General features: G+C 71.1%; 24 protein-coding genes and 1 tRNA gene. 15 read left to right on the top strand and 10 right to left on the bottom strand.

The annotated features are described in order from the left end of the window. Positions 1 to 95: 95 nt before the first annotated feature. Together E6R60_RS22875 and E6R60_RS22870 are read right to left on the bottom strand one after the other, a co-directional pair. Complete coding sequence (locus E6R60_RS22875) at positions 96 to 1,448, bottom strand: sensor histidine kinase (protein ID WP_136328489.1); 1,353 nt, start codon at positions 1,446 to 1,448, stop codon at positions 96 to 98. A 187-nt stretch (positions 1,449 to 1,635) separates the two neighbouring features. Further along, positions 1,636 to 2,838 (bottom strand): sensor histidine kinase, encoded by a 1,203-nt coding sequence (locus E6R60_RS22870; protein ID WP_136328488.1) that lies wholly within the window; start codon positions 2,836 to 2,838, stop codon positions 1,636 to 1,638. 201 nt (positions 2,839 to 3,039) lie between these two features. On the opposite strand from E6R60_RS22870, the gene E6R60_RS22865 reads away from it, so the two are divergent. The 14 genes from E6R60_RS22865 to E6R60_RS22800 all read left to right on the top strand — a co-directional run bounded on the left by E6R60_RS22865 (position 3,040) and on the right by E6R60_RS22800 (position 15,640). Then, positions 3,040 to 3,468: an NADH-quinone oxidoreductase subunit A gene (locus tag E6R60_RS22865; protein WP_206309492.1), complete on the top strand. Its 429-nt coding sequence runs from the start codon at positions 3,040 to 3,042 to the stop codon at positions 3,466 to 3,468. After that, positions 3,459 to 4,121, top strand: coding sequence for an NADH-quinone oxidoreductase subunit B (locus tag E6R60_RS22860; RefSeq protein ID WP_136328487.1), 663 nt, complete (start codon positions 3,459 to 3,461; stop codon positions 4,119 to 4,121). The genes E6R60_RS22865 and E6R60_RS22860 overlap by 10 nt, the downstream gene beginning before the upstream one ends. Beyond that, positions 4,118 to 5,383: an NADH-quinone oxidoreductase subunit C gene (locus E6R60_RS22855; protein WP_136328486.1), complete on the top strand. Its 1,266-nt coding sequence runs from the start codon at positions 4,118 to 4,120 to the stop codon at positions 5,381 to 5,383. Before E6R60_RS22860 ends, E6R60_RS22855 begins: the two co-directional genes overlap by 4 nt. Further along, entirely contained in the window at positions 5,380 to 6,348 is a 969-nt protein-coding gene (locus E6R60_RS22850) for a complex I subunit 1 family protein (RefSeq protein ID WP_136328485.1), read from the top strand. The genes E6R60_RS22855 and E6R60_RS22850 overlap by 4 nt, the downstream gene beginning before the upstream one ends. Beyond that, positions 6,348 to 6,977 carry an NADH-quinone oxidoreductase subunit I gene (locus E6R60_RS22845; protein ID WP_136328484.1) on the top strand — a complete coding sequence of 210 codons (630 nt, stop codon included), beginning with the start codon at positions 6,348 to 6,350 and terminating at the stop codon, positions 6,975 to 6,977. The genes E6R60_RS22850 and E6R60_RS22845 overlap by 1 nt, the downstream gene beginning before the upstream one ends. Next, positions 6,974 to 7,651, top strand: a complete 678-nt coding sequence (locus E6R60_RS22840; protein WP_168713666.1) for an NADH-quinone oxidoreductase subunit J — start codon at positions 6,974 to 6,976, stop codon at positions 7,649 to 7,651. Before E6R60_RS22845 ends, E6R60_RS22840 begins: the two co-directional genes overlap by 4 nt. Then, positions 7,651 to 8,076 carry an NADH-quinone oxidoreductase subunit NuoK gene (gene nuoK / locus E6R60_RS22835; RefSeq protein ID WP_136328483.1) on the top strand — a complete coding sequence of 142 codons (426 nt, stop codon included), beginning with the start codon at positions 7,651 to 7,653 and terminating at the stop codon, positions 8,074 to 8,076. The genes E6R60_RS22840 and nuoK overlap by 1 nt, the downstream gene beginning before the upstream one ends. Further along, positions 8,073 to 10,073, top strand: coding sequence for an NADH-quinone oxidoreductase subunit L (locus E6R60_RS22830; protein ID WP_136328482.1), 2,001 nt, complete (start codon positions 8,073 to 8,075; stop codon positions 10,071 to 10,073). Before nuoK ends, E6R60_RS22830 begins: the two co-directional genes overlap by 4 nt. Positions 10,074 to 10,100: 27 nt before the next feature. Beyond that, complete coding sequence (locus tag E6R60_RS22825) at positions 10,101 to 11,651, top strand: NADH-quinone oxidoreductase subunit M (protein WP_136328552.1); 1,551 nt, start codon at positions 10,101 to 10,103, stop codon at positions 11,649 to 11,651. Next, positions 11,648 to 13,231 carry an NADH-quinone oxidoreductase subunit N gene (locus tag E6R60_RS22820; protein ID WP_168713665.1) on the top strand — a complete coding sequence of 528 codons (1,584 nt, stop codon included), beginning with the start codon at positions 11,648 to 11,650 and terminating at the stop codon, positions 13,229 to 13,231. Before E6R60_RS22825 ends, E6R60_RS22820 begins: the two co-directional genes overlap by 4 nt. 108 nt (positions 13,232 to 13,339) lie before the next feature. Then, complete coding sequence (mscL, locus tag E6R60_RS22815; protein WP_136328481.1) at positions 13,340 to 13,804, top strand: large conductance mechanosensitive channel protein MscL; 465 nt, start codon at positions 13,340 to 13,342, stop codon at positions 13,802 to 13,804. A 193-nt stretch (positions 13,805 to 13,997) separates the two neighbouring features. Continuing rightward, positions 13,998 to 14,861 carry a zinc metalloprotease HtpX gene (htpX, locus tag E6R60_RS22810; RefSeq protein ID WP_136328480.1) on the top strand — a complete coding sequence of 288 codons (864 nt, stop codon included), beginning with the start codon at positions 13,998 to 14,000 and terminating at the stop codon, positions 14,859 to 14,861. Further along, complete coding sequence (locus E6R60_RS22805; protein ID WP_136328479.1) at positions 14,858 to 15,250, top strand: YccF domain-containing protein; 393 nt, start codon at positions 14,858 to 14,860, stop codon at positions 15,248 to 15,250. Before htpX ends, E6R60_RS22805 begins: the two co-directional genes overlap by 4 nt. 111 nt (positions 15,251 to 15,361) lie before the next feature. After that, entirely contained in the window at positions 15,362 to 15,640 is a 279-nt protein-coding gene (locus E6R60_RS22800; RefSeq protein ID WP_136328478.1) for a GlsB/YeaQ/YmgE family stress response membrane protein, read from the top strand. A 2-nt stretch (positions 15,641 to 15,642) separates the two neighbouring features. Here E6R60_RS22800 and E6R60_RS22795 read toward each other — a convergent pair whose 3' ends face one another. The 3 genes from E6R60_RS22795 to E6R60_RS22785 form a co-directional block, all read right to left on the bottom strand. Then, entirely contained in the window at positions 15,643 to 16,317 is a 675-nt protein-coding gene (locus E6R60_RS22795; RefSeq protein ID WP_136328477.1) for an alpha-ketoglutarate-dependent dioxygenase AlkB, read from the bottom strand. Further along, positions 16,317 to 16,823: a methylated-DNA--[protein]-cysteine S-methyltransferase gene (locus E6R60_RS22790; RefSeq protein WP_136328476.1), complete on the bottom strand. Its 507-nt coding sequence runs from the start codon at positions 16,821 to 16,823 to the stop codon at positions 16,317 to 16,319. The genes E6R60_RS22795 and E6R60_RS22790 overlap by 1 nt, the downstream gene beginning before the upstream one ends. 150 nt (positions 16,824 to 16,973) lie before the next feature. After that, a complete protein-coding gene (locus tag E6R60_RS22785; RefSeq protein WP_136328475.1) occupies positions 16,974 to 17,462 on the bottom strand; it encodes a YajQ family cyclic di-GMP-binding protein in 489 nt (162 codons plus the stop codon). Positions 17,463 to 17,632: 170 nt separating this feature from the next. Between E6R60_RS22785 and E6R60_RS22780 the strand changes: the two genes are divergently transcribed. Further along, a tRNA-Tyr gene (locus E6R60_RS22780) sits at positions 17,633 to 17,714 on the top strand. A gap of 169 nt (positions 17,715 to 17,883) precedes the next feature. Here E6R60_RS22780 and E6R60_RS22775 read toward each other — a convergent pair. The 5 genes from E6R60_RS22775 to E6R60_RS22750 all read right to left on the bottom strand — a co-directional run bounded on the left by E6R60_RS22775 (position 17,884) and on the right by E6R60_RS22750 (position 22,773). Then, positions 17,884 to 19,263 carry a tyrosine-type recombinase/integrase gene (locus E6R60_RS22775; RefSeq protein ID WP_136328474.1) on the bottom strand — a complete coding sequence of 460 codons (1,380 nt, stop codon included), beginning with the start codon at positions 19,261 to 19,263 and terminating at the stop codon, positions 17,884 to 17,886. A gap of 66 nt (positions 19,264 to 19,329) precedes the next feature. After that, a complete protein-coding gene (locus E6R60_RS22770; RefSeq protein WP_136328473.1) occupies positions 19,330 to 19,518 on the bottom strand; it encodes a helix-turn-helix domain-containing protein in 189 nt (62 codons plus the stop codon). 168 nt (positions 19,519 to 19,686) lie between these two features. Next, the gene (locus E6R60_RS22765; protein ID WP_136328472.1) at positions 19,687 to 20,934 is read right to left on the bottom strand and encodes a DUF3631 domain-containing protein; all 1,248 of its coding nucleotides are present in this window, start codon (positions 20,932 to 20,934) and stop codon (positions 19,687 to 19,689) included. A gap of 343 nt (positions 20,935 to 21,277) precedes the next feature. Then, on the bottom strand, positions 21,278 to 22,180 hold the full coding sequence (locus tag E6R60_RS22755) for a bifunctional DNA primase/polymerase (RefSeq protein ID WP_136328470.1): 903 nt from the start codon (positions 22,178 to 22,180) through the stop codon (positions 21,278 to 21,280). An 86-nt stretch (positions 22,181 to 22,266) separates the two neighbouring features. Continuing rightward, positions 22,267 to 22,773, bottom strand: coding sequence for a hypothetical protein (locus E6R60_RS22750; protein WP_206309490.1), 507 nt, complete (start codon positions 22,771 to 22,773; stop codon positions 22,267 to 22,269). Positions 22,774 to 22,808: the final 35 nt, after the last annotated feature.

The following is a 22,808-nucleotide window of genomic DNA, read 5'->3' as shown; positions in this document are numbered from 1 at the left end:
GGCAGTGAGGTCGCGACTCCTCGCGGGGTTGCGTCTCTTCGCGGAGCTGCGGCGCGGCGTTCCCGTCTCCTCCGGGACCGGGCGTACGAGGGACCTCAGCCGCGCCAGGGCAGTTCGGCCGTGACCCTCGTGGGGCCGCCGACGGGGGAGTCGACGACGAGGATTCCGTCCACCGCGTCCAGCCGCTCGGTCAGCCCGGCCAGACCGCTGCCCGACGCCAGGCCGGCCCCGCCGCGTCCGTTGTCGGTGACCTGGAGCATCAGGCGGTCGGCGGAGCGCCAGACGTCGACGGAGGCCTTCTGGGCGCCGCTGTGTTTGCTGACGTTCTGGAGGAGTTCGGAGACGGTGAAGTAGGCGATGCCTTCGATGGCCTGGGCGGGTCGGCCGGGGAGGTCGACGTCGACGGTGACGGGGACGGTGCAGCGGGAGGCGATGGCGGAGAGGGCGGCGTCGAGTCCCCGGTCGGTGAGGACGGCGGGGTGGATGCCGCGGGCGAGGTCGCGGAGTTCCTGGAGGGCGACCTTGACCTCGCCGTGGGCCTCGTCGACCATCCTGGCGGCGGCTTCGGGGTCGTCCGTCAGCTTCTCCTTCGCCAGCCCCAGATCCATGGCGAGGGCGACGAGCCGGGCCTGGGCGCCGTCGTGGAGGTCGCGTTCGATGCGGCGCAGGTCGGCGGCGGCGGTGTCGACCACGACACCGCGGTCCGACTCCAGCTCCGTGACACGCGTCGCCAGCCGCGACGGGCCCAGCAGCCCGGACACCATGAGGCGGTCCACCGCGGCCAGGCCGCGGATCACCCACGCCGTGGCCATGACGATCAGCAGCCCGACAGCACTGGTCAGAGCGAGTTCGAAGGGCGAGTCGAGGTAGACCTCGTGCGTGCCGTCGCCGTACAGCTGCACCCCGTCGACCCCCGCGTGGGCGGGGAGGGCCCAGGCGTACACCGGGTACGTCAGCGCCGCCCAGCCCCACGTCCACAGGCTCAGCGAGACGCAGAAGGCGAAGACCGCCCACGGGAAGTGCAGCAGCGCGTAGAGCAGGTGCCGCCAGGACACCCCGCTCTTCAGCACCGCCCCGACCCACGACATCAGACCCCCGGTCCGTCCCCGCACCGGGGCGGGCTCGGCGACCTCCAGCTTCAGCAGGCCACGGGCCCTGGCCCGCTCCAGCATGCCGAACCCCCGGCACATGGTCAGCCCGACCGCCAGGAGCGGAACTCCCAGGAAGGTGATGAGCAGTCCGGCGCTCAGCGAGGTCATGGTGACCGCGAAGCAGAACAGCACCACGCTGATCGGGAAGCTCAGCATGAGATAGGCGAACTCGCGCCAGGTCCTGCCCTCGACGGGCGCCCGCAGGGCGGCCGGCAGAAGACGCCTGGCCGCGAGGTGGTCCCCCGGACCGTGTGACCGCTGGGGGTCCCGTGTGTCCGGTCCGTATGCCGTGGCCATGGGGGTTCCGTCCGTTTCTTCCGCGCCTGCGTCGGCTGCTTCGTCGTCTCGTGTGGGCGTGCTCGTGCGGGCGGTGCTCGTCGTATCCGCTTCCAGGGTGCGGGGCGGCGGGCGCGCACACCATGAGGGCGGTATCCCTCTTCGGCCGGGGGTTTTCCCCACCCTCGGGGCCCCGCCGGCCGCCGGGTCAGGCCGTGCGGGCGTCGGCGGCGGCCTTCTCGCTCTCCCGGTCGCGCCAGGGCAGCTCCGCCGTGACGGTCGTCGGGCCGCCGGCCGGGGATTCGAGGACGAACAGTCCGTCGACGGCGCCCAGCCGCTCGGCGAGTCCCGACATCCCCGTACCGCCGTCCATCGACGCCCCGCCGCGTCCGTTGTCGGTGACCTGGAGCATCAGGCGGTCGGCGGAGCGCCAGACGTCGACGGAGGCTTTCTGGGCGCCGCTGTGTTTGCTGACGTTCTGGAGGAGTTCGGAGACGGTGAAGTAGGCGATGCCTTCGATGGCCTGGGCGGGTCGTCCGGGGAGGTCGACGTCGACGGTGACGGGGACGGTGCAACGGGAGGCGATGGCGGAGAGGGCGGCGTCGAGTCCCCGGTCGGTGAGGACGGCGGGGTGGATGCCGCGGGCGAGGTCGCGGAGTTCCTGGAGGGCGACCTTGACCTCGCCGTGGGCCTCGTCGACCATCCTGGCGGCGGCTTCGGGGTCGTCCGTCAGCTTCTCCTTCGCCAGCCCGAGTCCCATGGCGAGGGCGACGAGCCGGGCCTGGGCGCCGTCGTGGAGGTCGCGTTCGATGCGGCGCAGGTCGGCGGCGGCCGTGTCGACCACGACACCGCGGTCCGACTCCAGCTCGGCGATCCGGCGCTCCAGCTCGTCGGAGGGGGAAAGCAGCCCGCGGACCATCCCGCGATCGGCGTTGGTCAGCAGCCGCGCCGTATAGGGGAGCACCGGCCACAGGACGAACAGGCTCACGAGCGTCACCGCGAACGTGACCACGCCCCACGGCAGCCGTATGAAGGAGTACAGCACCGAGCGCCAGCCGACCGGATCCTTCAGGCTCGACCACAGCCAGGCGAAGAACCCCTCCTCCCGGCGGACCCGGGCCATCGGGCTCGGCTCGTCGATCCGCAGGCCGAGCAGCCCCCGCGCCCGGCCCCGCTCGGCCCGGCCCAGCAGCCGGGATCCCTGGAGTCCGAGCGCCAGCAGCGGCAGACCGACCACGGTGACGGCCAGCCCCACCCCGACGGCGACCATCACCACCGTGTAGACGAATCCGGCCACCGCCACCGGAAAGTTGGTGAGGAGGTGCGCGATCTCCTTCCACGTCCACCGGTCGAAGGCGAAGCGGACAGGAGGCGGCCCGTCGTGGTCGGGTACCTGAGGGCTCATGGTCATGCGACCAGCCTGCCGGGCGCGGCCCCCGGACGCCATGGGGCTCGTGGGTGGGGGCGAAGTAGGGATATCCCCACCAGTTGCCCGACGCAACTGCTTACCGTCCCTTTACAGGGCCTAGACTCCCGTGCGTACAGATCGTCGAACAGGTTCTGAGGGAGCGAGGGGGCGGACGTGGCGGACGTGACGGGCGGCGTGACGAGCCTGACGGACCTGCCGGACCCGGCGCTCCCGCCGGGACCGACCGCGTCATCCGTTCTCGCGTCGGACTACTTCCAGAGCTACTCGGTGGTCGGACTGCTCGCGGTGATCGGGGTCCTGTTCGTCGCCGTCGCCTTCGGAGCGGGCCGGCTGCTGCGGCCCGTGGTGCCGACGCCGGAGAAGCTCCTCACCTACGAGTGCGGCGTGGACCCGGTGGGGGAGGGCTGGGCGCATACCCAGGTCCGCTACTACGTGTACGCCTTCCTCTACGTGATCTTCGCCGTCGACTCGATCTTCCTGTTCCCGTGGGCGACCGTCTTCGCCGCGCCGGGATACGGCGCGACGACGCTGGTCGAAATGTTCATCTTCCTCGGTTTCCTGGCCGTGGGACTGCTCTACGCATGGAAGAAGGGCGTCCTCGAATGGACGTGACGAGCCCGTCGTCCTCCGGCCACCCGCAGCCCGGCCCGGAGGCGGGTGCCGAACCCGTACCCACGTTCCTCCCGGAGCCGAAGCGCCTCGGTGTGCTCTCCCGGCTGGCGCCCGAGCCGATGAAGGTGGTCCTGAACTGGGGCCGCCGCTACAGCCTCTGGGTCTTCAACTTCGGACTCGCCTGCTGTGCCATCGAGTTCATCGCCGCGTCCATGGCCCGCCACGACTTCATCCGGCTCGGCGTGATCCCCTTCGCCCCGGGCCCCCGGCAGGCCGACCTCATGATCGTCTCCGGCACGGTGACGGACAAGATGGCGCCCGCCGTGAAGCGGCTCTACGAGCAGATGCCCGAGCCCAAGTACGTCATCTCCTTCGGCGCCTGCTCCAACTGCGGCGGCCCCTACTGGGACTCGTACTCCGTGACGAAGGGCGTCGACCAGATCATCCCCGTCGACGTCTACGTCCCGGGCTGCCCGCCCCGGCCGGAGGCTCTGCTCCAGGGCATTCTCAAGCTCCAGGAGAAGATCGCCCGCGAGTCGCTGGGCGAGCGCTACGCCACGGCCGCCGGCGGCCGGCCCTCCACGGCCGCGTTGCGCAGCGGCCTGGTCGCGGGCCCGGCGGCGCCCGGCTCCTCGAAGGAGGAGGAGAAGTGACCGCCGCCGAGGACTACGACCGCCTCCCCGACGCCGTCACGGAGATCTTCGGCGAGGACGCCACGGCGGAGCAGGCGTACGACCTGCTGACCGTCGATGTGCCCCCCGCCGCGTGGATCGCCGCACTCGAAACGGCGCGCGACCGGCTCGGCTGCACCTACTTCGACTGGCTGAGCGCCGTGGACGAGGCGGGCGCCGGCTTCCGGGTCTGCGCCCATGTCGCCGCGCTGCCGGCCGTGGGCGGCCGTGTCCGCCGGCTGCTGGTCCGTACGACGGTCGCGTACGGGGAGGCTGTGCTGCCCACCGCGATCGGTGTGTACGCCGGCGCTGCCTGGCACGAGCGCGAGACGCACGAGATGTTCGGGATCGGATTCGAAGGACACCCGCACCTGGTCCCGCTGCTGCTGCCCGAGGGCTTCGAGGGACACCCCCTGCGCAAGGACTTCGTCCTGGCGGCCCGCGTGGCGAAGGCGTGGCCGGGAGCCAAGGAGCCGGGCGAGTCGGAGCACGGCGGCCCGAAGCGCCGCACGATGCTGCCGCCCGGTGTACCCGACCCGAACGAGTGGGGCCCCCTGAAGGGCCAGCTCCCCCCGGCCCCCGCCCGCCCGGCCCGCGCCGCCCGTCCCACGGGCGACCGCCCGGCCCGCCGCACCCGCACCACGAGCGACGCCACACCGGACGCCGCCGCCACCCCGGCGGCGCCGGTGGCCGAACCGGCCCCCGGAACGAAGCCCCCGCGCCGTGCCCGCAGCGCCTCGCAGGGCTCGGCCAGCCAGCAGACAGCACCCACGGGCCCGGCCACTCCGGGCGCGGATCCGGATGCGGCGTCGGCTCCCGTGCCCCCGAGCGAGAATCGCGGGCGCCCGTCCGACGCGCCGTGGCACGAGGCCCGCCCGGCGTTCGACGAGCCTGCGGACACAGGGCGTGGAGCCGGGGAACCCGGTGAGACCGGCCAAGCCGGTGAACCGGGTGAAGGTCAGCCCCTTCGGCGATTGAGGACCGGGGGCCCGGGGGCGGAGCCCCCGGCTCGAGACGGGGCGGGCCGGGGCGAGGCCCCGCACAGCGACACCCCCGCTGATCCGGCTTCCGCTGACGCGGCTTCGGCGGATGCGGCTTCCGATGACCCGGCGTCCACCGATGCGGCTTCCGCTGGTCCGGCTTCCGCGGATGCGGCTTCCGCCGATCCGGCTCCCGAACCACCCGCTGACCGAACCTCCCAGCCGCCCAGCACCCCGCATACCCCCGCCGGAGGCGAAGAGTGAACGACGTACTGGACGTCGCCCTCCGCCTCGTCATCGTCTTCGCCGTGTTCATGGTCGTCCCCCTCCTCGTGGGCCAGGCCGAGCACAAGGTGATGGCCCATATGCAGGGCCGCCTCGGCCCCATGTACGCCGGCGGCTTCCACGGCTGGGCCCAGCTCGTCGCGGACGGCGTCAAGTTCGCGCAGAAGGAAGACATCGTCCCGGCCGACGCCGACCGCCGGGTCTTCCAGCTCGCGCCCGCCGTCGCGCTGCTCCCGTACCTCCTCGTCCTCGTCGCGATCCCGATCGGGCCGAGTGAGGGCGCGGTCGGCCAGGTCGTCGACGCGGGCATCTTCTTCGTGCTCGCCGTGATGGGCGTCGGCGTGCTCGGCTCCCTGATGGCGGGCTGGGCGTCCGCGAACAAGTTCTCCCTGCTCGGCGGCCTCCGTACCGCCGCGCAACTGCTCGCGTACGAGCTGCCGATGCTGCTCGCCGCCGCCTCCGTGGCGATGGCGGCCGGCACGGTCTCGCTCCCCGGCATCCTCAACGCCTTCGAGTGGTGGTGGCTGCCCTGGCAGATCGTCGGCGCCCTCGTCTTCTTCGTGGCCGGGCTCGCCGAACTGCAACGCCCGCCCTTCGACATGCCGGTCGCCGACTCGGAGATCATCTTCGGCGCGTACACCGAGTACACCGGCCTGCGTTTCGCCCTCTTCCTGCTCGCCGAGTACGCGGGCATCGTCGTGCTGTGCGGACTCACCACCGTCCTCTTCCTCGGCGGCTGGCACGGCCCGCTGGGCGCCGACGGGCTCGGCTGGGTCTGGACGCTCCTGAAGACCGGCATCCTCGCGTTCGTCGTCATCTGGCTGCGCGTGAGCTATCCCCGGCTCCGGGAGGACCAGCTCCAGAAGCTCGCCTGGACCGTTCTCATCCCGCTCGCCCTGGCGCAGATCGCGCTCACCGGCATCGTGAAGGTGGCGATCAACTAGTGCCCCCGATCCCCGGCGCAGGCCTGGCCAAGGGCCTCGCAGTCACCCTGCGGACGATGACGAAGAAGACCGTCACCGCCCAGTACCCGGACGTGCAGCCCGAACTGCCGCCCCGCTCCCGCGGCGTCATCGCGCTGTTCGAGGAGAACTGCACGGTCTGCATGCTCTGCGCACGCGAGTGCCCGGACTGGTGCATCTACATCGACTCCCACAAGGAGACCGTGCCCGCGGCGGTCCCGGGCGGCCGCGAGCGCAGCCGCAACGTGCTGGACCGCTTCGCGATCGACTTCTCCCTCTGCATGTACTGCGGCATCTGCATCGAGGTGTGCCCGTTCGACGCGCTGTTCTGGTCGCCCGAGTTCGAGTACGCGGAGACGGACATCCTCGACCTCACCCACGAGCGCGACAAGCTCCGCGACTGGATGTGGACGGTTCCGGAGCCGCCCGCTCTCGACCCGGCCGCCGAGGAGCCGAAGGAGGTCGCCGCCGCCCGCAAGACGGCGGACAAACTCCGCGCCCAGCGCGAACAGGAAGCCGCCGCGGCAGCGGAGGCCGCCCCGCCCGCGCCGCCCGCCCCCCAGGCTCCGCCCGCGCCGCCCGCCCCGACGGATCAGGAGGGACAGGAGTGATCACCGCAACCGGCCCCGCCCTCGCCGCCGCCGCGAGCCACCCCGGCTTCCTCTCCCCGACCGGGGTCGAGATCGCCTTCGTACTCGTCGGCATCGCCACCTTCGGCGCAGCCCTCGTCACCGTCACGACCAGGCAGCTGGTGCACGCCGCCCTCTGGCTGATCGTGGCGCTCGGCGGTCTCGCCGTCGAGTACCTCCTGCTCACCGCGGAGTTCATCGCCTGGGTGCAGGTACTGATCTACGTCGGTTCCGTGGTCGTCCTCCTCCTGTTCGGCCTGATGCTCACCAGGGCCCCCATCGGCCGTTCCCCGGACGCCGACTCGGAGAACCGGTGGGCCGCCCTCGCGGTGGCCGTCGCCGCGGCCGGCACCCTCGTCTGGGTCGTCGTCGACGCCTTCCGGGCCACGTGGATCGAACTGGACGGACCGGCCCAGGGCTCCACCGAGGTCACCGGCTCCTTCCTCTTCCGGCACTGGGTACTGCCCTTCGAAGCGCTCTCCGTCCTGCTGCTCGCCGCCCTGGTCGGCGCGATCGTCCTGTCCCGCAAGGGCGGGGACGGCAACGGCCGGGACGGCAGGAACCGGGACGCCAGGGGCGGGGACGGCAAGGGCCGGGCGCACGCCCCCGCAGCGAACGCTCCCCGAGCGCGTACGAGCCGAGAGGCCAAGAGCTGATGCACCTCGCCTATCCCGCCGTGCTCGCCGCCCTCCTCTTCTGCACCGGGCTGTACGGCGTCCTCGCCCGCCGCAACGCGATCCTCGTCCTGATGTCCGTCGAGCTGATGCTCAACGCCGTCAACCTCAACCTCGTCGCCTTCGACGTCTGGCTCCGCGACGCCCTGCACTCCGGCCAGGCCCTCACCCTGTTCACCATCGCCATCGCGGCCGCGGAGATCGGGATCGGTCTGGCGATCGTCCTCGCCGTGTACCGCAACCGCGGCAGCTCCGACGTCGACCGCCTCCGCGACACCGCCGAGACCGACGAGGCCGAGACGGTCCCGGACGGCGACAGCGACGACCCCACCGGCACCGGCGACGGCACCGAAGACCAGGCCACTGCTCCGGCAGGGAAGGCAAAGAAGGCAGAGGCCACCGCGTGACCACCACGACCCTCGCCGTTCTCGTCCCCCTTCTCCCGTTCCTGGGCGCGGCGGCCGGCCTTCTCCTCGGCCGGAGCACACCGGGCTTCGTCCGGCCGCTCGCCGTGCTGCCCGCCCTCGCCACCCTCGTCCTCGCGGCCGTCGTCGCCGCCCGCCAGGGGGGCGGCCGGGCCATCGACGCCGCGACCCAGCTCACCCCCACCGGCTCGGTCCCGATCGACCTCGCGCTGCACCTCGACGGCTTCGCCGTCCTCGTCGCCGTCCTGGTCGCCCTCGTCGCGAGCTGCGTGCAGATCTACTCGACCGCCTACCTCCGCGACGACCCGCGCTACCCCTCGTACGCGGCCCTGGTCTCCCTGTTCACCTCCGCGATGCTGCTCGTCGTCTACTCCGGCGACCTGATGGTGCTCCTGGTCGGCTGGGAGATCATGGGCATCTGCTCGTACTTCCTGGTCGGCCATTACTGGGAGACGCCCGAGGCCCGCGCCGCCTCCCTCAAGGCCTTCCTGGTCACCAAGCTCGGCGACGTCCCCTTCCTCATCGGCCTGTTCGCCCTCGCCGCCGACACCGGCACCTTCCGCATCACCGGCATCCTGGGAGCCGTCGCCCATGGCGGCCTCGATCACCCCACCCTGATCGCCCTGCTCCTCCTCGCCGGTGTCGCGGGCAAGTCCGCACAGTTCCCCCTGCACACCTGGCTGCCCGACGCCATGGCCGGCCCCACCCCCGTCTCCGCGCTGATCCACGCGGCGACGATGGTCGCCGCCGGCATCTACTTCGTGGCCCGGCTCCTCCCCGTCTTCGCCGAATCCGGCGCCGCACTCGTCGTCCTCGCCGTGATGGCCGCCGTCACGATGATCGGCTCCGGACTCGCCGCCCTCGCGCAGGACGACATCAAGCGCGTGCTCGCCTACTCGACCATCGGACAGCTCGGCTACATGTCCGGCGCCCTCGCCGTCGGGGACCGCGGGGCCGCCGTCTTCCACCTCATCTCGCACGGTGCGTTCAAAGCCGTCCTCTTCCTCGCCGCGGGCGTCGTCATCCACGCCGCCGGCACCAACTCACTGGCCGCCATGTCCCGCATGGGAGGCCTGGCCAAGCGCATCCCCGACGCCTACTGGACGATGACGGTCGCCCTCCTCGCGCTGGCCGCCATCCCGCCGTTCGCCGGCTTCTTCTCCAAGGAAGCCGTCCTCGTGGCCGCCGAGCACACCGCCCTCGGCGAACGGCACGTCGCCCCGGCCGCCGCCGGCTGGACCGTGCTCGTCGCCGGTCTCCTGGCCGCCGTGCTCACCGCCGCGTACGCCACCCGTCTCTGGCTCCTCACCTTCCGCGGCCGCGGCGCGGAGGCCCCCGACCACGGCAGGCAGCCCGTCGCCATGACCGCGGTCCTGTGGGTGCTGGCCGTCCCCACCATGGCCTTCGGACTCACCGTCGGAGTGATCGCCGACTGGTTCGACGGCCACGCCCTCACCCCGTCGCTGACCACCGCCGTGCTGTCCACCGGTGTCGGCCTCGTCGGCGGCCTCGTCACCTACGGGGCCTGGCGCCACACCACGGCACTCGCCGCCCGCACCCCCATGGGCTCGGTCGTCGCCCACCCCGACGCGGAACCCGCCCTCGTGGAGATCGAGGCCATCGAGGCCCGCACCGCCGCCTACGGCACCGCCGGTGACGCCCCCGACCCCGCCGACCCCGGCCGCCTGCTGCTCGGCCCCCTCCACCGCCACGCGGCCACCGGCTTCCACCTCGACGCCCTGTACGCGGCCCTGTTCGTCCGCCCCGTCCAGGCCGCGGCGAGCCTCGTCCGCTTCCTGGACCGCGAGGTCGTCGACACCTACGTACGCGGCTCCGCCACCGGCGCACGCTGGCTCGGCGCCGCCGTCCGCCGCGCCCAGACCGGCAACGTGCAGACCTACCTCAGCGCACTGCTCGCCGGTTCGCTGGTCCTGGCGGTCGCCGCCGTCGTCTTCGCCAACGTCAACGCCGGGTCGTGAGCCGTGATCGATATCAGCGCATCCGTGATGCAGTACCTTCTGGCGTTCCTCGTCGTCGCCCCGCTCCTCGGGGCCGTCGCCGCCCTGCTCCCGGCCCCGCCCGGGCTGAAGGGCAGGAACCCCGACCAGGCCGTGCTCCGCCACGGCGTGACCGTCACCGGCGTGATCCTCATCGCGGCGATCGTGCTGGCCGCGGGCTTCGACCACGACCACCCGTCGAAGATGCAGGCCACGACCGACATCAGCTGGATCCCGGCGCTCGACGTCCGCATCCACCTCGGCATCGACGGCATCTCGCTCCCCCTTCTCGTACTGACCGCGCTGCTGACCTTCCTCTGCGCGCTGTACAGCTACTTCGCCATGCCCGCCGGCCCCTCCCCGAAGGCCTTCGTCGCCCTGATCCTGGTCCTGGAGTCCGGCACCCTCGCGACCTTCGCCGTCCTCGATCTGCTGCTGTTCTTCCTGGCGTTCGAGATGGTGCTCATCCCGATGTACTTCCTCATCGCCCGGTGGGGCGGTGCGCAGAAGCAGGCGGCCGCCTGGAAGTTCATCCTCTACACACTGCTCGGCTCGGTCGTCATGCTGCTGGGCCTGCTCCTCATCGGACTGAAGAGCGGCACCTTCGACATGGTGGCACTCGCCACTGACAACGGCCGCGGCCTCACCTCGTCCGTGCAGGTCACCGCCGTTCTGGCGATCGGCATCGGGCTCGCGGTGAAGACCCCGATGTGGCCGCTCCACAGCTGGCTCCCCGACGCCCACACCGCCGCCCCGACCGTCGGCTCCGTCCTCCTGGCCGGCGTCATGCTGAAGATGGGCACGTACGGCTTCGTCCGCATCCTGCTCCCGGTCGCACCCGACGGCATGCACACGTTCGCGCCCTACCTCGCCGCCTTCGCCGTCGCCGGCATCATCTACGGATCGCTCGCCTGCCTGGCCCTCGCCCGGCCCGGCGCCAAGGGCGACCTGAAGAGGCTCATCGCGTACTCCTCCGTGGGCCACATGGGCTTCGTCCTGCTCGGCATCGCGAGCATGACCCCCACAGGCGTCAACGGGGCGCTCTTCGCCAACATCGCCCACGGCCTCATCACCGGCCTGCTGTTCTTCCTGGTCGGCGCGGTCAAGGACCGGTACGGCACCGCCGACCTCGACACCCTCGCCGGGGCCACCGGCGCCGCCCTCTACGGCAGGGCGCCCCGCCTCGGCGGCCTCCTCGCGTTCGCCGCGGTCGCCTCCCTCGGCCTGCCCGGACTCGCCGGTTTCTGGGGCGAGATGCTCGCCCTGTTCGGCGCCTTCGACCCCGCCGAGGGACTGAACCGCGCCGCCTTCCTGACCTTCATGTCCATCGCCGCGTTCGGCACCCTGCTCACCGCCGCGTACCTCCTCGTCGTGGTCCGCCGCGTCTGCATGGGCGCCCAGCGCGAGGAACCGCACGCCATCGCCGACGTCCAGAGCTACGAATTCGCCGCCTGGACCCCCCTCGCGGCCCTCACCGTCCTCGCCGGCCTGTGGCCCGCCGTCCTCCTCGGCCTCACCGATCCGGCCGTGCAGAAGCTCCTCGCAGGAGGCAAGTCGTGACCACAGCGGCCGCAACCGCCGGCCTCGCCCAGTCGGCGGCCGAAAGCAGCGCCACCGCCCTCGCGCCGGCGGCCGGGGGCGGTGCCACCGGCCTCGTCCAGTCCGTCGACTGGCTCGCGATCGCGCCCCCGGTCGTCGTCGCGGCAATCGCCCTCGTCGTCCTGGTCGCCGACCTCTTCGTCCCCGCGGCACGCAAACCGCTCCTCGGCTACGGCGCCGTCGCCGGCCTCGCCGCCGCGCTCGCCCTCCTCGTCCCCCTGCACGACGGCGACCGCTCCACCTTCTGCCTCACCACCGGCACCCGCGCCTGCAGCTACACCGCCGACCACTTCACCCTGGTCATCCAGGCCCTCGTGCTCGGCGGCGCCCTGCTCACCGCACTGCTCTCCGTCGGCGACACCCGCAAGCTGCCCGCCGGCGAATTCTGGTTCCTGCTGCTGTCCTCGGCCGCCGGCGCCGCGCTCCTGCCCGCCGCCCGCGACCTCGCCACCCTCGTCGTCGCCCTCGAAGTCGCCTCGCTGCCCGCCTTCGCCCTCGTCGGCATCAAGCGCGGCGACCGGCGCTCCTCCGAAGCCGCGCTGAAGTTCTTCCTGTCCTCCGTCGTCGCGACCACCGTCATGCTCCTCGGCGTCAGCTTCGTGTACGCGGCGACCGGCACCCTCCACCTCACGGAGATCGCCGCCCGCCTCGACGACGTCCCCGGACAGCTCTCCACCCTCGCCCAGGCGGGCGTCGCCCTCACCCTCGTCGGCTTCGCGTTCAAGACGGCCGCCGCACCCTTCCACTTCTGGGTTCCCGACACCTACGTCGGAGCCCCCCTGCCGATCGCCGCCTACCTCTCGGTCGTCGGCAAGGCGGTCGGCTTCTCCGGCCTCATCCTCGTCACCGTCGTCGCCTTCCCGTCGTACGCCGACGTCTGGGGCCCCGCCCTCGCCGTCCTCGCCGCGCTGACGATGACCGTCGGCAACGCCGCCGCGCTGCGCCAGAGCGCCACCCGCGCCCGCAGCGCCGTACGGCTGCTCGCCTGGTCGTCCGTCGCGCAGGCCGGCTACCTCCTGGTGCCGATCGCCGCCGCCGCGTACGCCGGAGACCGGCAGATCGGCTCCACCGTCGCGTACGCGCTGATGTACGCCGTCGTGAACCTCGGCGCCTTCGCCGTCGCCGCACTGGTCGCCCGCACCCACCCCGGCAACCGCATGGCCGACTACCGCGGCCTGTACGCCACCCGCCCGCTCGCCGCGCTCGCCATGGCCTTCTTCCTGCTCTGCCTGGCCGGACTGCCGCCGGGCATCATCGGACTCTTCGCCAAGGTCACCGTCTTCTCCTCGGCCGTCGACGCCGGGCTCGGCTGGCTCGCCGTCGTCATGGCCGTCAACGTGGTGATCGCGCTCTACTACTACCTGCGCTGGACCGCCGCCCTGTTCCGCAGCCCCGCGGAGGACGCTGCGGACCAGCCCGTCGCCCGGCACCGCACTCCGGCGCCCCTCACCGTCGCGATCGTCCTCACCGCCGTCGCCGGAATCGCCCTGTCGGGCGCCCCGCAGACCCTCCTCAGGTTCGCCGACGTCAGCCTGTTCTGACACCCTCCGCCGCCAAGATCGGTTTGCCCCGGGCGCCTCCCACAGGGCAGGGTCATGCGCGCGCACGGCGCATACAACCTTCCCATCGCAACAGAGGAGCCAGAGGCAGTGCTGAACGGGTTCAAGGACTTCATCCTTCGCGGCAACGTGGTCTCCATGGCGATCGGCCTCGCCGTCGGAGCAGCGTTCACGGCGGTCGTCACCGGGTTCAGCAACGCGTTCATCGTGCCGCTGATCGGCGTCATCACCCGCGGAACCGGCGACTTCAGCAAGGCCACCTTCACCGTCGACGGAGTGAAGTTCCCCTACGGCCTCTTCGTCAGCGCCGCCATCGCCTTCCTGATCACCGCCGCCGTCCTCTACTTCTGCGTCGTCGTGCCCATGGCCAAGGTCCAGGACCGCTTCACCACCAAGAAGGACCAGGAGCAGGTCGACATCAAGGCCGCCCTGCGCGACTGCCCCCGCTGCTACACGGCGATCCCGGCCGTCGCGTCGCGCTGCGCCTACTGCACCAGCGAGGTCGAGCCCGACCCCGAGGCCCTGGCGCTCGCCAAGCTCCCCGTCCAGCGCTGACCCGGCGGCGCCCTCCACCCGTACGGCCTACGGCCCGCTCCGGCACGAACGCGCGGACGGGCCCGGCCCTGCGGCCATGAGCACAAGGGAACTAGCTCTCCTCGCCTGGCGTTGACCAGTACGGGAGGCTCCACTGGGGAGTGGAGCACCACAGAGCAAGGGTTCCCCTGCTGCACCACTTGGAGGGCGTACCGTGCACCGCCGGCACAACGGGCTGAGAACCGCCGTACTCCTCGGCGGCCTGTCCGCACTCATCATCGTCATCGGCAGCTTCTTCGGACGTACGGGCCTGATCGTCGCGCTCCTCGTAGCCGTCGGCACCAACGCCTACGCGTACTGGAACAGCGACAAGCTGGCGCTGCGGGCCATGCGCGCCCGCCCGGTGAGCGAGTTCGAGGCGCCGCAGCTCTACCGCATGGTCCGTGAACTCTCCACCGCCGCCCGCCAGCCCATGCCGAGGCTCTACATCTCGCCGACCCAGGCGCCCAACGCCTTCGCCACCGGCCGCAACCCGCGCAACGCCGCGGTCTGCTGCACCGAGGGCATCCTCCAGATCCTGGACGAACGGGAACTGCGCGGCGTCCTCGGCCACGAGCTCAGCCATGTCTACAACCGCGACATCCTGATCTCGTCGGTCGCGGGCGCGCTCGCCTCCGTCGTCATGTTCCTCGTCAACTTCGCCTGGCTGATCCCGGTCGGCCGCTCCAACGACGACGACGGCCCCGGCGTCCTCGGCATGCTGCTGATCATGATCCTGGGCCCGCTCGCCGCCTCCGTCATCCAACTGGCCGTCAGCCGCTCCCGGGAGTACGAGGCGGACGCCTCCGGCGCGCAGCTGACCGGCGACCCCCTGGCCCTCGCCAGTGCCCTCAGGAAGCTGGAGGCGGGCACCAAACAGCTTCCGCTGCCCCCCGAGCCCCGGATCGAGACCGCGAGTCACATGATGATCGCGAACCCGTTCCGCCCCGGGCAGGGCATGTCCAAGATGTTCTCGACCCACCCGCCGATGGCGGAGCGCATCGCCCGACTCGAGAAGATGGCTGGTCATCGCCCATGAAGACAATTCTGAACGTCATCTGGCTGATCCTGTGCGGCTTCTGGATGTTCCTCGGGTACATGCTCGCGGGACTCCTGCTGTGCATCACGATCATCGGCATCCCGTTCGGCCTGGCGGCCTTCCGCATCGGCGTCTACGCGCTGTGGCCCTTCGGGTACCGCGTCGTCGACCGGCGGGACGCGGGCGGCCCCTCCTGCGTGGGCAACGTGCTCTGGCTGGTCCTCGCCGGCTGGTGGCTGGCGCTCGGCCACATCACCACCGGCATCGCCCTGTGCCTCACGATCATCGGCATCCCGCTGGGCATCGCGAACTTCAAGCTGATCCCGGTCTCGCTGATGCCCTTCGGCAAGGAGATCGTGCGCACCGACGAGCAGTTCGCCGGCTGGTAGCCCACGCGTACGGCGGCGGGATCACCGCAGTCCGCACCCCGGGTCCGCAACCATCCGAACGGCGCCGACGTCTTGGATTCCAGGACCGGGCGACGGGATAGGTTGGCGCGCATGACCATTGTTATCGGCTGGATCATTCTCGGACTCGTCGCAGGCGTCATCGCCAAGATCCTGCTGCCGGGCCGCGACCCCGGCGGCCTCGTGGGCACCACCCTCATCGGGGTCGTCGGCGCCTTCGTGGGCGGCTGGATAGCGACACGCTTCCTTGACCGCACGATCGACAACGAGGACTTCTTCGACCCGGCGACCTGGGTGTCGGCCATCGGCGGTTCCCTCGTCCTGCTGATCGCCTACCGCCTGCTGTTCGGAAACTCCCGCGAACGCCGCTGACCTCAGCCGTCCCCCGGAGCGCCGAGCCCCGTCTCGCGCAACGTCAGATTGAGCCGCCCCCCACTCATCCCCGTGCCGGGGGCCGCCGTTCCGGGAAGGATCCGCGGCACGCCGTGGAACGCGTGCCGTGACGGCCCGCCGAAGACGAACAGGTCCCCGGACGCCAACTCCACGTCCGTGTAGGGCCGCCCCCGGTTCTCCGTGTTACCGAAACGGAAGACACAGGTGTCGCCGATGCTGAGCGACACGACGGGGGCGCCGGACCGCTCCTCCTTGTCCTGGTGCATGCCCATCCGTGCCGCGTCGTCATAGAAGTTGACCAGCGCGGCGTCCGGCGCGTACGTCCGTGCCGCCGCGCTCTCCGCGCCGTACGCCTCCGCCACCGCCGCCCGCCCCAGTTCCGCCAGCCACTCCGGGAAGGCCAGGACCGGCGCACCGTTCACGTCGTCCGCGGTACGCGCGTACCGGTACGGCTGCCAGTGCCACCCCAGGCACACGGTCCGCACGGACATCACCCCGCCACCCGGCAGAGCCGTGTGCCGCATGGGAACGGGCCCACGCGCCCACGCACGGCACGCCGCCACCAACTCCCGCTGCCGCTCGTCCGGCAACCACTCGGGCACGTGCACGGCGCCGGGCGCGACCACGGCCCGCGGTCTCGGGAACAGCCCGGCCATCAGCCCGCCGCCAGGGCGCCCTCAAGCCCCAGGAGCTGCTGCTTGCGCTCCAGGCCGCCCGCGTAACCCCGCAGCGCCCCGTCCGCGCCGATCACCCGGTGGCACGGCCGCACGACCAGCAGCGGATTGCGCCCGATCGCCGTCCCCACGGCCCGCACCCCCGCCCCGGTGGAACCGACCCGCGCGGCGATCTGCCCGTACGAGACCGTCTCCCCGTACGGAACACCGTCCAGCGCGGCCCAGACCCGGCGCTGGAAGTCCGTGCCCAGGCCGTCGGCGTACACGAGGTCGAAACGGGTCCGCCGCCCCTCGAAGTACTCCCGCAGCTGTACGGCGACCCCCTCGAAGGCCGCGGGCCGGTGCTGCCATCCGTCCTGGACGAGCGCCGCACCCTTCTGGCCCGGCAGCGAGAGCGAGACGAGTGCGACCCCCGCGGTTCCCGCGGCCTCCTCGCCGACCAGCAGCAGTGCGCCCAGCGGGCTGTCGACCGTCGCGTACATGGTCATGACTCGTCCCTCTCCTCGTCCGTCGGCCCACCGGATCGCCGGCTGCCACGGACCAGTCTGCGTCGCCCGGACACCCGCGACCGGCGGGATTCGGACATGCAGTCCGAGCCCGGAGCGATGCGTTCCGCCCCGTGCCCGGACCGCCGCGGCCTACCGGTAGTTCGTGAACTGGACGTCGAAGTCGAAGTCCTGGCCCTTCAGCAGCGCCTGCACGGCCTGCAGGTCGTCCCGGCTCTTCGAGCTGACCCGCAGCTCGTCGCCCTGGACCTGCGCCTTCACGCCCTTGGGGCCCTCGTCACGAATGATCTTCGCGACCTTCTTGGCGTTCTCCTGGGAGATGCCTTCCTCGATCGTGCAGAACAGCTTGTACTCCTTGCCGGACAGCTGCGGCTCACCCGCGTCCAGCGACTTCAGCGAGATGCCGCGCTTGATCAGCTTGGACTGGAAGATGTCGAGGATGGCCTTGACCCGCTCCTCGCCGTTCGCCTCCATCAGGATCTTCTCGCCGGACCAGGAGATCGACGCCCCGGTGCCCTTGAAGTCGTAGCGCTGGGAGATCTCCTTGGCGGCCTGGTTGAGGGCGTTGTCGACCTCCTGCCGCTCGACCTTCGAGACGATGTCGAAACTGGAGTCGGCCATGACGTGTGGCTCCTTGTGTCGAATGCTTGGGGGACGGCACAAAGCCTAGCCACCCGCGCCCGCTCCGGGCGCTGGTCAATCAGGTGGCGGAGCACCCCTGGTCATCAGGTATCGTTTACGTCGTTGCCACAGAGCGCCGCCGCAAGGCGGATCTCACGGCGACATCCCTTGGCGGTGTGCCCGAGTGGCCAAAGGGAGCAGACTGTAAATCTGCCGGCTCAGCCTACCCAGGTTCGAACCCTGGCGCCGCCACTGGAAGTGAAAACCCTCTCGACCTGCTGTTATGGCAGGTCGGGAGGGTTTTCTTGATTCCGTGACGGGGCGTGCCGAAGGGCCCGAAACGCCACGTTGTCTCACCTGATCTCGCCCCGATCCCAGGTCTGATCAGGGCGTGTCCCCCAGGCGTCCCCCGGGGGAGGGGCTACTCCGGTTCGTTCCACTCCCGCATCGCTGCGTCAATCCGCCTGTTGGCCCGGTCCTGCGTACGGGCCAGCACCTTGGCATAAACGCGGAACAGCACCGCGATGGTGTGCCCTGCTCGCCGGGCGCATTCCATCGGGTCCACGCCGGAGCTGAGCCAGAAGGACACCCCGGCGTGACGCAGGTCATACGGTCGCCGTGCGAGCTGCGACGCCGCTTCCTCCTCGGTGAGCACGTCCGCGCGCGCCTGGGCCCACACCTCGCCGTATCCGGTCTCTTGGAGCAGGCCGCCCCGGTTGGTACGGAACAGCCGCCCGTCCGGAGCGGTGCCGTGTGTGGCGACGTGCTGTCGAAGCATGCGCACGAAGTGTGGCGGGATCGGCACCGGGCGCGAGTCCTTCTCTGCGCGGGCCTTGAGGTGGCGGGCTTCGTGCGCCTGTCCGTCGTCGGTCCAGCCCTTTCCGACCCTCACGAAGCCTCCCCGGAGGGTCAGAGTGCCCCACCCCTTATCCGGGAGGTGGCACTGGGCCAGCCGGAGCGCTGTCACTTCCGCCGGCCGCATGGCAGCGTAGTAGAGGCAGCCGAAGAACGCTTCGAGGTGTTCACCGCGCGGGCCCTGCTCGCGTACGCCCTTCAGTAGCGCCCGCACTTGGCGGGGGTTCGCCACGCTCTGGGGGTCGACCTCTTCGACGGCCTTCGGGGCGACCCACTTCACGGTCGTGAGCGGATTGACCGGTGTGGAGAAGTACCGCTGTTCGACAGCAAGCCCGAGAACGTCGCTCAGACAGGCTCGCTTGCGTCGCGCGGTGCGGGCTGCGGCGGACTTTCCGTCGATCTTCAGGGCGAGCGCGTCCAGGGCGATCCGTACGGTGGCCGACTCTTCGAGCGCGGAGATCGGCAGGGAGTTCTTGGCCAGCCAGCGAAGTGCCTGAGCAATCTCTGCCGGCGGTTCGTCGTCCCACCTGTTGCGGTTGTAGGCCCACCCGTAGAGCGCCCTGCGGAGGGTGGCCGCGTCGGGGCGACCGACGGCGGTCTTCACGAGCGCTGGCGTGATGGTGGCAAGGGCGTCCGCGTAGTTCTTCCGCGACTTCGCCGGGGCGTCGGCCCACTTGCGGTCAATGTAGGCGCGGGTGTGCTCGTACCAAGTCACTGACCCCTGCATGGCGCGGATCTCGGAGACGGGGAGCCCCTTCTCCTCGTCGAACTGCTCGCCGCGCCGCACGGCAGACATCAGCTCGGACCGGCGTCCATCCGCCTGAGCCTTGAGCTGGTAGCTCTTGGAGTGCTTGCGTTGCCCGACCAGCCAACGCAGACGGTAGGGCTTGGGGCGGTCCCGGCGGACTTCGATCGAGTAGAGGCGCACGTCGTACGTGAGAGGCATGGTTCTCCAGAGAGAAAGGGCCCGCCGGAGTGGCGGGCCCTTGGTGGTTGGTTCGTCAGATCGAGGTCAGGCGGCGGACTCTTCGTGCTTCGCCCACCACGCGTCCAGGTCGGTGCGTCGTACGCGAACCTGGTGGTTCGGGAGCTTGATGAGCTTCGGTGCGAGGCCGCGGGCGCGCATGCGGTAGAAGGCGGCGCGGCTCATGCCGAGTTCGGCGAGGACTTCGGGGAGCTTGAGCATCTGCGGGCTGGCCATGGTGGCGACTCCTCTTTGAGCGCGTGGTCTCTTGGCTCTGGGGGATCCGCCACGTCCGCCACGCCGCCACACCGCAGGTCAGAGGCCTGCGTTTGTGGCGGATAGCGATTCTGTGGCGGATAGGTGCCGCCACACCCGGAGTGTGACGACCCCTCGTGGCGCTGGGTCTCAGCCCGCGACCGGGAAGAGCGGTGTGGCGGTTTCCGCAGACATGTGGCGGATGGCCGTGGCGGTATCCGCCACGGATTCACCCCCGCTGACCTGCGGTGTGGCGGCGGTGGCGGACGTGGCGGATTCCTCCGGGGGCGGAGGGCAGTACCGGGTCCAGGCGTCCGTGAGGTCTTCCGCGTAGTAGCCCTTGGGGAAGCCGGACGGTGTGCGAATGCCGCGCGGCTTGATGGGCTTGTTGGCGGGGGTGACGTACTGGGCGAGGAGTCGGGCCAGGGTGCGGGAGTTGATCGGCTTGTCTTCCAGATCTCCCCACGGGGCGTCGTCCATGGCCAGTAGGCCTTCGAGTACGACGGCGGTGGGGACGCGGTCGGCACCGCAGAACACCCGGTCGCGTAGGTCGGTCAGCAGCCGTACTCCGAGGGAGGCTTCGTCGTTGTCGTGGGCGGCGCTGATCAGCTCCACGCACGCGGCACGGGCCCGGCCGGGCCAATCGCCCCCGGCGGCGTCAGCGACGGCCAGGAGGGGCTCCCACACGTCGGCCGGCCGGTCGGTGACCCCGTCCGGCATCTCGGGCCACGCTTCCGCAACCTGGTCGCGGACGGAGTCGGCCCACGCCGCGAGCTGGTCGCGCAGTTCGTGGCCCTGCTTCTCGTGGATGCGCTGTCGGTAGGGCTCCACCTTCTCGTTCGGGGCGCGCTTGCGCATGCGGACGATGACGGAGCGGGTCAGCACGGTGTCGGGCAGGGAGCCGAGCCCGGCCATGGCGACTGCGCAGTACGAGCCGAAGACCTGCGCGTTCTGGTTGGAGCCTTCACCCACGCACCGCAGGGCGCCACCGATGCGCCGGTACCCGGCGTTCAGGAATCCGCGCAGTGCTTCGTCCGCGCCGGCCTTCGGGCCGAAGATGGTGTCCACCTCGTCGAAGAGCACCGTAGGCAGCCCGGCGGCCGAGTCGACCAGCCGGTACAGGGCGTTCGCGGATGCCGAGACCGTGCTGACCGGGCGAGGGGTGAGGAGTTCCACGATCTCCAACGCCCGGGACTTCCCCGACCCCGGCTCCGGGGACAGGAACGCGATGCGCGGCGTGGTCTCGAAGCACTCCACCAGGTGGGCGTGCGCGTCCCACAGGGTCACGGCAACGTAGGCGGCCTCGGTGGGGAAGACGTTGAACCTGCGGTGGAAGGTCTCCACGTCGTTGAGCACGGTGGCGCCGTCGAGGGGCGGTGCGGTTGGTGTCGCGTTCATACGGCGGCGCCTTCCTGGTGGGTGCGGAGCGGGCAGAGGTCGCGGTGGCGGGTGTGGTCTGCGATCAGAGCGAGTGCTTTGCGATGTCCTGCGGCGAACCGGTTGCGACCGCACGCACAGGCGCTGGTGACAGTCGGGACCGCGCCGCGGGGTGCGCTGATGGTGAGCCAGGCGATGGGGTAGCGCCCGTCTCGCATGTGCTGGTCAGGGCGAACGGCAGTGGGGACGCCTTCGGCGAAGCCTTTCGGCGCACCACCGCCGGTGCCGGTCGGGGCCGGTTGGGCGAGGCTGGGGCCGGTGGGGGTGGAGGGCAGGCATTTCAGAGGGCGGTTCGGCCGGGGGCTCATGTCGTCTCCCGGGGCCGGCAGGTGCGCAGGGACCAGTTCAGAACGCTGCGCAGAGTCGAGCGGCACTGGGAAGCGGGGAGTCCGGCCGCCTCACCCGCCCTCTGAAATGCCTCCTCCACCTCGTCCCGGGTGAGGTCGCCCCATCCGACGAAGCGGGCCACCTTCCGGGCGCTTTCGAAGAGCTGCGCCTCGCGCCTGCCTTCTGCGGTGGCTGCTACGAGGGCGGTTTCACGCTCCAGTGCCGCCTCTGCTGCCCGAGCACCTCGCTTCGGCAGGGACAGCTTCACGGGCCCAGTGGGGCGCGCTGCGGGCTTGAGGACGTCCAGCAGCCATCCGGGCAGCCGGGCTACTGGCGCGGGGTCGATGACGTCGTACGTACGCCCGTTGACGGTGCTGCCGGGGGCGACGACGTATCCGCCCCATGCCCGGGTGTCGATGGTCGGAGCGAGGAATCTGGCGGTGTTACCAAGCCGGATGCCGTCCGGGGCGGCGAAGTACAGGTGCTCTCCACCGCTCGCAGTCCCCACCCGGTAGGTGGTGGGGACGGCCTGCCCGGTGCGCTCGCAGAGCGCCTTAAAGGTCGTCACGCCGCAAGGCGTGTCCGTGCTGCCGTTGGGCTTGGGCATGTCGAGGTCGACGACAACTAGGACGGAGGGGCCCGTGGCGATCCCGATGTTGAACGGCCGGTCCGACCATGCCCTACGAATGCGGTCCGGGTCGGTGGTGGCCCGGTCCTCCCACTTGCGATGCCCGCTCACGCAGTCCCCGAGCGCGGGGCAAGCCTGCTCGCCGTGGAGGGCGGGGCGCTTGTCGCCAGGACGGAGTGGGAAGACGTGCCAGCCGCGGTCAGCGGCTCGTAACGCTGCATCGAGCAGCGCGGTATTGCGGTCATGGGCCATGCTGGAGACCTCCAGAAGGTCTGTAGTGGGCTGATGGATGAGGGCGGCCCCGGTTCATTGGCGTGAGAGGGGGTCGCCCTTAGCGTTCAGCGGTGGTTGATGGTGCCGTTGGCGCGGCCGAACATGCCGGACGCGGTGATGTTCTGCGTGATGTGCGTGCTGCTCCGACTGGTGCCGGTGGCGGCCCTGCCGAGCCGGAGCAGCACGGGGACGCCGATGGCTGCGGCGGCGATGAGGGCGACGGCGGCCCAGAGGGCTTGGCTCATGGCGATCAGTCCCGGGGCTGCGTAGGAGATCCCGATGCCCGCGGCGGCGATGCCCCCGCCGATGGTCGGGGTGAGGAGTGCGGTGGTCTTGGCCCATGCCGGGATCGGCTGCGCGACGGGAACCGGCGGCGCTGGCGGGGCCTGTGCCGGGGTGTAGGCGAGGGTGCGGATGCCGCCGGGCAGGGTGACCATCTGCACCCCGGGCGGGATCTCCGAGGGCAGCATCACCGGCCCCTCGGGCGCGGGCAGATAGCTCGGGTACCCGGGCGCGGTGAGGGTCGGGTAGGTGGGTGTGGGGGTGGTGATCTGGTTCGTGGTGTCATGCACGACGGGGCTCCTTCAGCAGCACGGGCGGCACCCGT

It is taken from the genome of Streptomyces sp. A0642 (genome assembly GCF_004795105.1).
GTDB lineage: Bacteria > Actinomycetota > Actinomycetes > Streptomycetales > Streptomycetaceae > Streptomyces.
Note: the sequence above shows the minus strand (reverse complement) of the source record. Positions and strands in the feature narration are given on the sequence as shown.